This window comes from Nitrosomonas sp. Nm34 (genome assembly GCF_900113925.1).
GTDB lineage: Bacteria > Pseudomonadota > Gammaproteobacteria > Burkholderiales > Nitrosomonadaceae > Nitrosomonas.
The window spans coordinates 1-5,717 of record NZ_FORD01000099.1; the positions used below are offsets into that span (position 1 = coordinate 1).

Consider the following 5,717-nt stretch of genomic DNA (forward strand, 5'->3'; position numbering starts at 1 on the left):
AACACTGATATTTTAGAAAGCCGTAAAGCAAAAAGTTTTACTATTGGCGCACTTTATCACTTGAGCAGGCGTACCAATCTATTTGGCGGTTATCAGCAAGTTAATGTAATAGATAAAAATAGCCCAGTTGATCGCGATCGTAGTACATGGACGGTAGGGATGCGTCATCTTTTTTGATGTTAGATTAGGGAGGCAGAATAATCTTCTTAGCTCTAGACTAGCAGAGCTAATTATATCTGATGAGCTGCCAAAGATCCTTGGCAAGCTCATCAAGTTTATTTCTCCAGCGCAATTCTGGTTCCTTTAAATGCAGTTAAAAGTTAGCTGATACCCCACTAAACTTTGCTAAGTGCAGTTTGGTGAAATCTGAAATAACTCAATGCCATTAATGCGACAATGCTCTTCTCGCACGTAATTCTCGAGGTCAGGCCTTACATTTGACACTACCGCTTGCTCTTTTCCGCCTGCTTCACAGCCCGACTGACGGTAGCATAACTCACGCCAAAATACTCACCTACTTGAGCGAGCGTATAGTGTCCACTTAAATACGCCTGAACCATGCCTTCATCACGGCTCTTATAGCGATCAGCAAAATAGCTCAATGGTTTGATGGGGGCTTGTGTTTGCTTTCTGGGTATGTCTGTGAGTGATTGTTCAGTGTTGAGTTTACGCTGCATATCATTGACAAAATCATCATCACCTAAATAAATCTGGTTCTTCAACCGCTGCCAGGGGGAGGGTTGCTCTTTGCCAGCCCTAACAAAATCTCGATAGCGTTGCTGCGCGACACGCTTTGTTTTATCAAATCTAGCGAGGATCCATTCAGTCGTTAAACAGGCATCATTTTTCTCATATCCAGCGGTTGCGCGATAACTGCTCCAGCGCCACGCTTTGGCGCTTCGCACCATCTGTGCCCGCACCGGATTCAAGGCAATGTAACGCGCCAGTTCCAGCAGATAGGCATCTTTCTGCACCAGGATGGCTTTGAAACGACCTTGAAATACGTGGCCAACACGACGATGCTGCCGATTGAAATATTGCGTATACGTGCCGTTGAGATACTTCATTCCTTTGGACAGGGTGGGAGAATTGGTTTCAATTAATAAATGGTAGTGATTGTCCATGAGACAATAGGCATGACAATACCAGTCATAACGATTGACCGTGTTCTGTAGCAACAGCAAAAACTGTTGACGATCAATATCATCATGATAAATATCTTCCCGTGCGTTGCCGCGCGCTGTCACATGATACAGCGCTCCAGCAAATTCAATGCGTAAAGGTCTTGCCATCTTTGCATGCTATGTGAATTTAAACTTGTTGAAGGTTAAAATATTAGGGTAGTGATGTCAATTGTAACGCCTGACCCTAAGGGTTGGGTTTAAGGGCTGCTATAGGCAAAGGTCGAGCTAGGAAATGAGAATATGAGAACGATAAAAATAATCCTGTTTATAGTAATTTGTGCTTTTATGTCTTCAGTATATGCTCAATTTTCTCAAGATATTACAAAAGAAATGGCTAAAGCATCACAGGAAGCAGTTGCCGGTTACAAAAAACACAGGGTATATGGCATGATTGAGAAAGTAGCGAGGTGTTATTCTCGACTTTCAGAGGAAATGCTTTATTGTAGCTATATTGACTTAGCATCAAAGTATATTGAATTAACAGCTTCGCAAGCTAGAGGATATCCGCCAAGTCAATTTTTTTCTGACGAATCATTTTCTGACAGAACGAGTGAAATCTTCGAAAAAGCAGGCTTGGATAATGGACAGGGTGACATACTTCTAAAAACTATCTCGCCAGAAATAAACAAGCTAGTTGATATTGAGTTATCGAAATAAACTGGTTGATACCGCTGATTGTCACTCTATCAAGATATATTCTGTCATTATCATCATTTGACACTACTGATCAATACGGATATATCCTGTCCAGGTGCTGAACACACTTTTTTCATAGGCGGATAACCGCGCCCGATAGAGAAGCGGTTTTCTTACGTCCAAGTTTTAATATTGCTCAGTTATTTCAGCGAGGATCCATTCAGTAGTTAAACAGGCAGCGTTTTTTTCATATCCAGCGGTTGCGCGGTAACTGCTCCAGCGCCACGCTTTGGCACTTCGCACCATCTGTGCCCGCACCGGGTTCAAGGCAATATAACGCGCCAATTCGAGCAGATAGGCATCTTTCTGTACCAAAATGGCTTTGAAACGGCCTTGAAACACGTAGCCAACACGCTGATGCTGCCGATTGAAATATTGCGTGTAAGTGCCGTTGAGATGCTTCATATCTGTGCACTTTATATAGATTTAAACTTGCTGAAGGTTAAAATATTAGGATAGTGATATCAATTGTAAGGCCTGGCCCCATAGGTGTTCCAAAATGGGGGGAAATTCTCACTGATTATTACGAAATGTCAACAGAACCTAGCGGTGTCTCAATCCCTTTTAATTCAGGGCACTATTCAACATATTTTTTGCGATAGCTTTTGTAATTATGCTGGCAGCAGGGATATTTTTAGAGATTTTAAAGCGATGATTGCTTATCTGATTTCATCAATAATTTTTACCATTGTTTATATTATTTTTTGCCATATTAATGGTATTAGAGATTTAATAATTAACTCTTTTCTTGGTGCTTTGGTGGGATTTATCCTAATGCCATTTTTATTATCAAATTTTGGGTATTTTGAATCTGTTTTATTGTCTTATCGATCCTTGAGTGGATTTTAGAAAGCTTTAGGTAAATTAGGGAAATTTTTAGGCTATGTCTGCATTAACAGTTGAAACTTATTTTCTTGTCCGAGAGCGGCCTGGAGCTCAACGATTGGCGAGTTGTGCTCGCCTCAACGTTCCAACCCTCTACACCAGCAGAGAGATTGACGGTGCGATGGGTAATTCCGAGGCTATGAGCCACAGATCGGTCCTCAGGGTCAGACCTTACATTTGACATTCCCGCTTTCTCTTTTCCGCCTGTTTCACAGCCCGACTTACTGTGCTTGAGCGAGCGTATAGTGTCCGCTTAAATATGCCTGAACCATGCCTTCATCACGGATTGTATAGCAATCAGCAAAGTAGCTTAATGGTTTGATGGGGGCTTGTGTTTGCTTTCTGGGTATGTCGGTGAGTGATTGTTCAGGGTTGAGTTTACGGTCTTGCCATTTGTGCATTCTATGTAACTTTAAACTTGTTGAAGGTTAAAATATTAGGGTGATGATGTCAATTGTAAGGCCTGCCCCAATGGTTGGTGATTGTCCATGAGACAATAGGCATGACAATACCAGTCATAACGATGACTGTGTTCTGTAGCAACAGCAAAAACTGTTGACGATCAATATCATCGTGATAGATATTTTCCCGTGCGTTGCCGCGCTGTCACATGATACAGCGCCCCCGCAAATTCAATGCGTAAAGGTCTTGCCATATCTGTGCATTCTATGCAAATTTAAAGTTGTTGAAGGTTAAAATATTAGGGTAAGAATGCCAATTGTAAGGCCTGACCCCGTGGGTATGCGTGCTCTTGACTTAGGACGGCTAATGGGTGACCCCAATTTTTTTCGTAGACACGCCCATATTGCGCTAATGAATCCTTGTGTACGTATGGCCCTCGACTACTCTTGTGACTTGACCGATTGAAGTTGCTTTAACAATTTCTGCTATCCTTTCAATCGGAACTTCGATTTTGTTCAAGCGCCTAATCTCTCGTATCTGATGGACGCTTAACCGACCAGGAGCACCACATATGATCCTTGTAGCGTATTCTTCATCTTTCCAGAGATCAGCGACTATAAGGTTTGGCACTCCGAGTCTTGGATGGGACTTGGAAAAGTCGTTAATGGCCCTTTCCCTCTCTTCAAGAGAGATGCCTAATCGATCCGTAATACGATGCTCGTGGAGAAATTTTAAGCCCTTAAATCCGCCCGGTATCATATTTAGTGAATTTCCTGCGGCCATGCATTCGTCAACCATTAGTTCTTCCCAGTCCATTACCTCCTTATAAGAGAGATTAAGAACCACCAACTCCGAGGAGAGGCCAACGTCCGCACGTCCTTGGTATTCACGCCACGCTTTGTGAAAGGACTTGTTGCTACCGCTTCTAACTTCCGAAAGATGTTCTCCCATTCGTTTAAGCCAATTCCTGTTTGTCACTCCGTAGTAGAAGTGTTGATGTAGTGGGATTCCATTTTCACTTTCGCCTGACAACGGAATTCCATTCTCATCAAAAAAGCAGATGCTATGAGAATATCCCATATATCCGCTTTCAACATCTCCCCAACCTTTCATAATGGCTTGCATCGGTATGCTAATCAGCCAATGAGTAGATCAGGATACTTGATGAGAATATGTAAAACTACACGCTGATCTTCTTTGCGCCTCTTATCTGGCGCATCTTTAAATCGAAGCTGTATAGCAGTCGTCGCCCTTTGTACTCCGAGTTCAACTGTATGAACAACATTTACATCCAAATTCAACAGGCTAAAGCTCGGGCGATTCTTCTTGTTGAGGTTATGGGCTAGCAGGCGATCTGGGATTGCTTTCTCTTCATTAGAAGAGACATCCGTGTGATCATTGATGCCAACCAGCCAAGCGTCGAGATGCTTGGCAAATGAAAACAGATTGTCTGGGTAATAGTTACCGAGAATCTTTTGTAAGGAGTGTATATCGATATATTTAAAGGCCGCACCCATATATCTGACCATTCATTTCGTGAAGTTTAACATCCGCGTAGCTTTACCTGACCCCCTAACGTGAAGCTAAGGGGCGCGCCGCTTTTTGGCGTGTCCCGCTTAGCGCAGGGTTAGACAGGTTACCCAATTTGCTTGCATAGCGGCGGCAAATGAATTGTTTGTAAATATACTTCAACTAATGAAGTAGCCACTGCTGGATGAATTGCAATAATGCCGATTTTTACCTTCCCGTCGCTAATCAACTGAGAATAGTTTTTTGCTATACCCGCTTGAAATTTATTATTTGGGAACACCCTCTATCCATTATCTAAAACTTTTGGTGTTTGAAGGTGATCCCATATTCTCTCGTGAAGATTATTCGTTGTTGCCTTTCCGATGTATAGAACTTCTTGGTCTTCCGAGGTTATGAAATAAATGCCGGATTTGCTACCAACGCCATCACCTTTGACCGGAACAGGAAGGTTTCTCTGATCGACCCAATCACCTATAACCGGCTTTTCAGCAGGAACGAAATGCTCGGAAAACACGACCTCTTCAAATTTTGCACTTAATAATACACGCAAGTCAGTTAAGTGATTTATCAATTCTTGATATTTCATTTTCGATGCCAAAGCAAATTTGACCGTCTAACTAGAATTAGACCTCCGAAATGACGCAATATATTACGTCAAAAATGACATCTAACACGGTGAGTTGCATGTTATTTCCTTATGTTTTATATAATTACATCGATTTAACTTTCATCATAACAAACTTTGTTAGATCTACAAATATGATGAATAGATCATGTCTTTTGGATTAGGGGCGTGACTAACTCAAACTTAGGCATCGCGGTTATCGAGCCAAGCAATTTTATATACCTAGGGTCTGTTGACGTTTTAAGATAAGTATTTCATAGGTAGAAACAAACTCGTAATATTGGGGTTCCCATACCACCAACAAAACGAGTTTGCGATGCCCCGAATAATGCTCAATGATGAGTACTGGTCGAAGCTGGAGAAGATTCTGCTTCAAGAATCGATTTATAACAAGC

Annotated in this window: 9 protein-coding genes and 1 pseudogene; 1 reads left to right on the plus strand and 9 read right to left on the minus strand. The window is 42.0% G+C overall.

Features of this window, described 5'->3' with window-relative positions; all coding sequences use genetic code 11:
* Positions 1–226 precede the first annotated feature (226 nt).
* Together BM283_RS20235 and BM283_RS16995 are read right to left on the minus strand one after the other, a co-directional pair.
* Positions 227–414: pseudogene (locus BM283_RS20235) on the minus strand (IS1595 family transposase); the annotation flags it as partial.
* Between the two features lie 29 nt (positions 415–443).
* Entirely contained in the window at positions 444–1,292 is an 849-nt protein-coding gene (locus BM283_RS16995; protein WP_090695250.1) for a transposase, read from the minus strand.
* Positions 1,293–1,424: 132 nt separating this feature from the next.
* On the opposite strand from BM283_RS16995, the gene BM283_RS17000 reads away from it, so the two are divergent.
* Positions 1,425–1,841: a hypothetical protein gene (locus tag BM283_RS17000; protein WP_090695252.1), complete on the plus strand. Its 417-nt coding sequence runs from the start codon at positions 1,425–1,427 to the stop codon at positions 1,839–1,841.
* Between the two features lie 165 nt (positions 1,842–2,006).
* Here BM283_RS17000 and BM283_RS17005 read toward each other — a convergent pair whose 3' ends face one another.
* From BM283_RS17005 to BM283_RS19720, 7 genes are all read right to left on the minus strand, one after another.
* Positions 2,007–2,285 (minus strand): hypothetical protein, encoded by a 279-nt coding sequence (locus BM283_RS17005; protein WP_217646588.1) that lies wholly within the window; start codon positions 2,283–2,285, stop codon positions 2,007–2,009.
* A 701-nt stretch (positions 2,286–2,986) separates the two neighbouring features.
* On the minus strand, positions 2,987–3,166 hold the full coding sequence (locus BM283_RS19715) for a hypothetical protein (RefSeq protein ID WP_217646589.1): 180 nt from the start codon (positions 3,164–3,166) through the stop codon (positions 2,987–2,989).
* Between the two features lie 409 nt (positions 3,167–3,575).
* Positions 3,576–4,280, minus strand: a complete 705-nt coding sequence (locus BM283_RS17015; RefSeq protein WP_139225330.1) for a hypothetical protein — start codon at positions 4,278–4,280, stop codon at positions 3,576–3,578.
* Positions 4,281–4,303: 23 nt separating this feature from the next.
* Complete coding sequence (locus tag BM283_RS17020) at positions 4,304–4,684, minus strand: hypothetical protein (protein WP_090695256.1); 381 nt, start codon at positions 4,682–4,684, stop codon at positions 4,304–4,306.
* 119 nt (positions 4,685–4,803) lie between these two features.
* On the minus strand, positions 4,804–4,977 hold the full coding sequence (locus tag BM283_RS19115) for a hypothetical protein (protein WP_175492212.1): 174 nt from the start codon (positions 4,975–4,977) through the stop codon (positions 4,804–4,806).
* Between the two features lie 3 nt (positions 4,978–4,980).
* On the minus strand, positions 4,981–5,283 hold the full coding sequence (locus BM283_RS17025; protein WP_090695259.1) for a GIY-YIG nuclease family protein: 303 nt from the start codon (positions 5,281–5,283) through the stop codon (positions 4,981–4,983).
* 253 nt (positions 5,284–5,536) lie between these two features.
* Positions 5,537–5,717: hypothetical protein (locus BM283_RS19720; protein WP_217646590.1), on the minus strand; the 181-nt coding region annotated here is incomplete at its 5' end.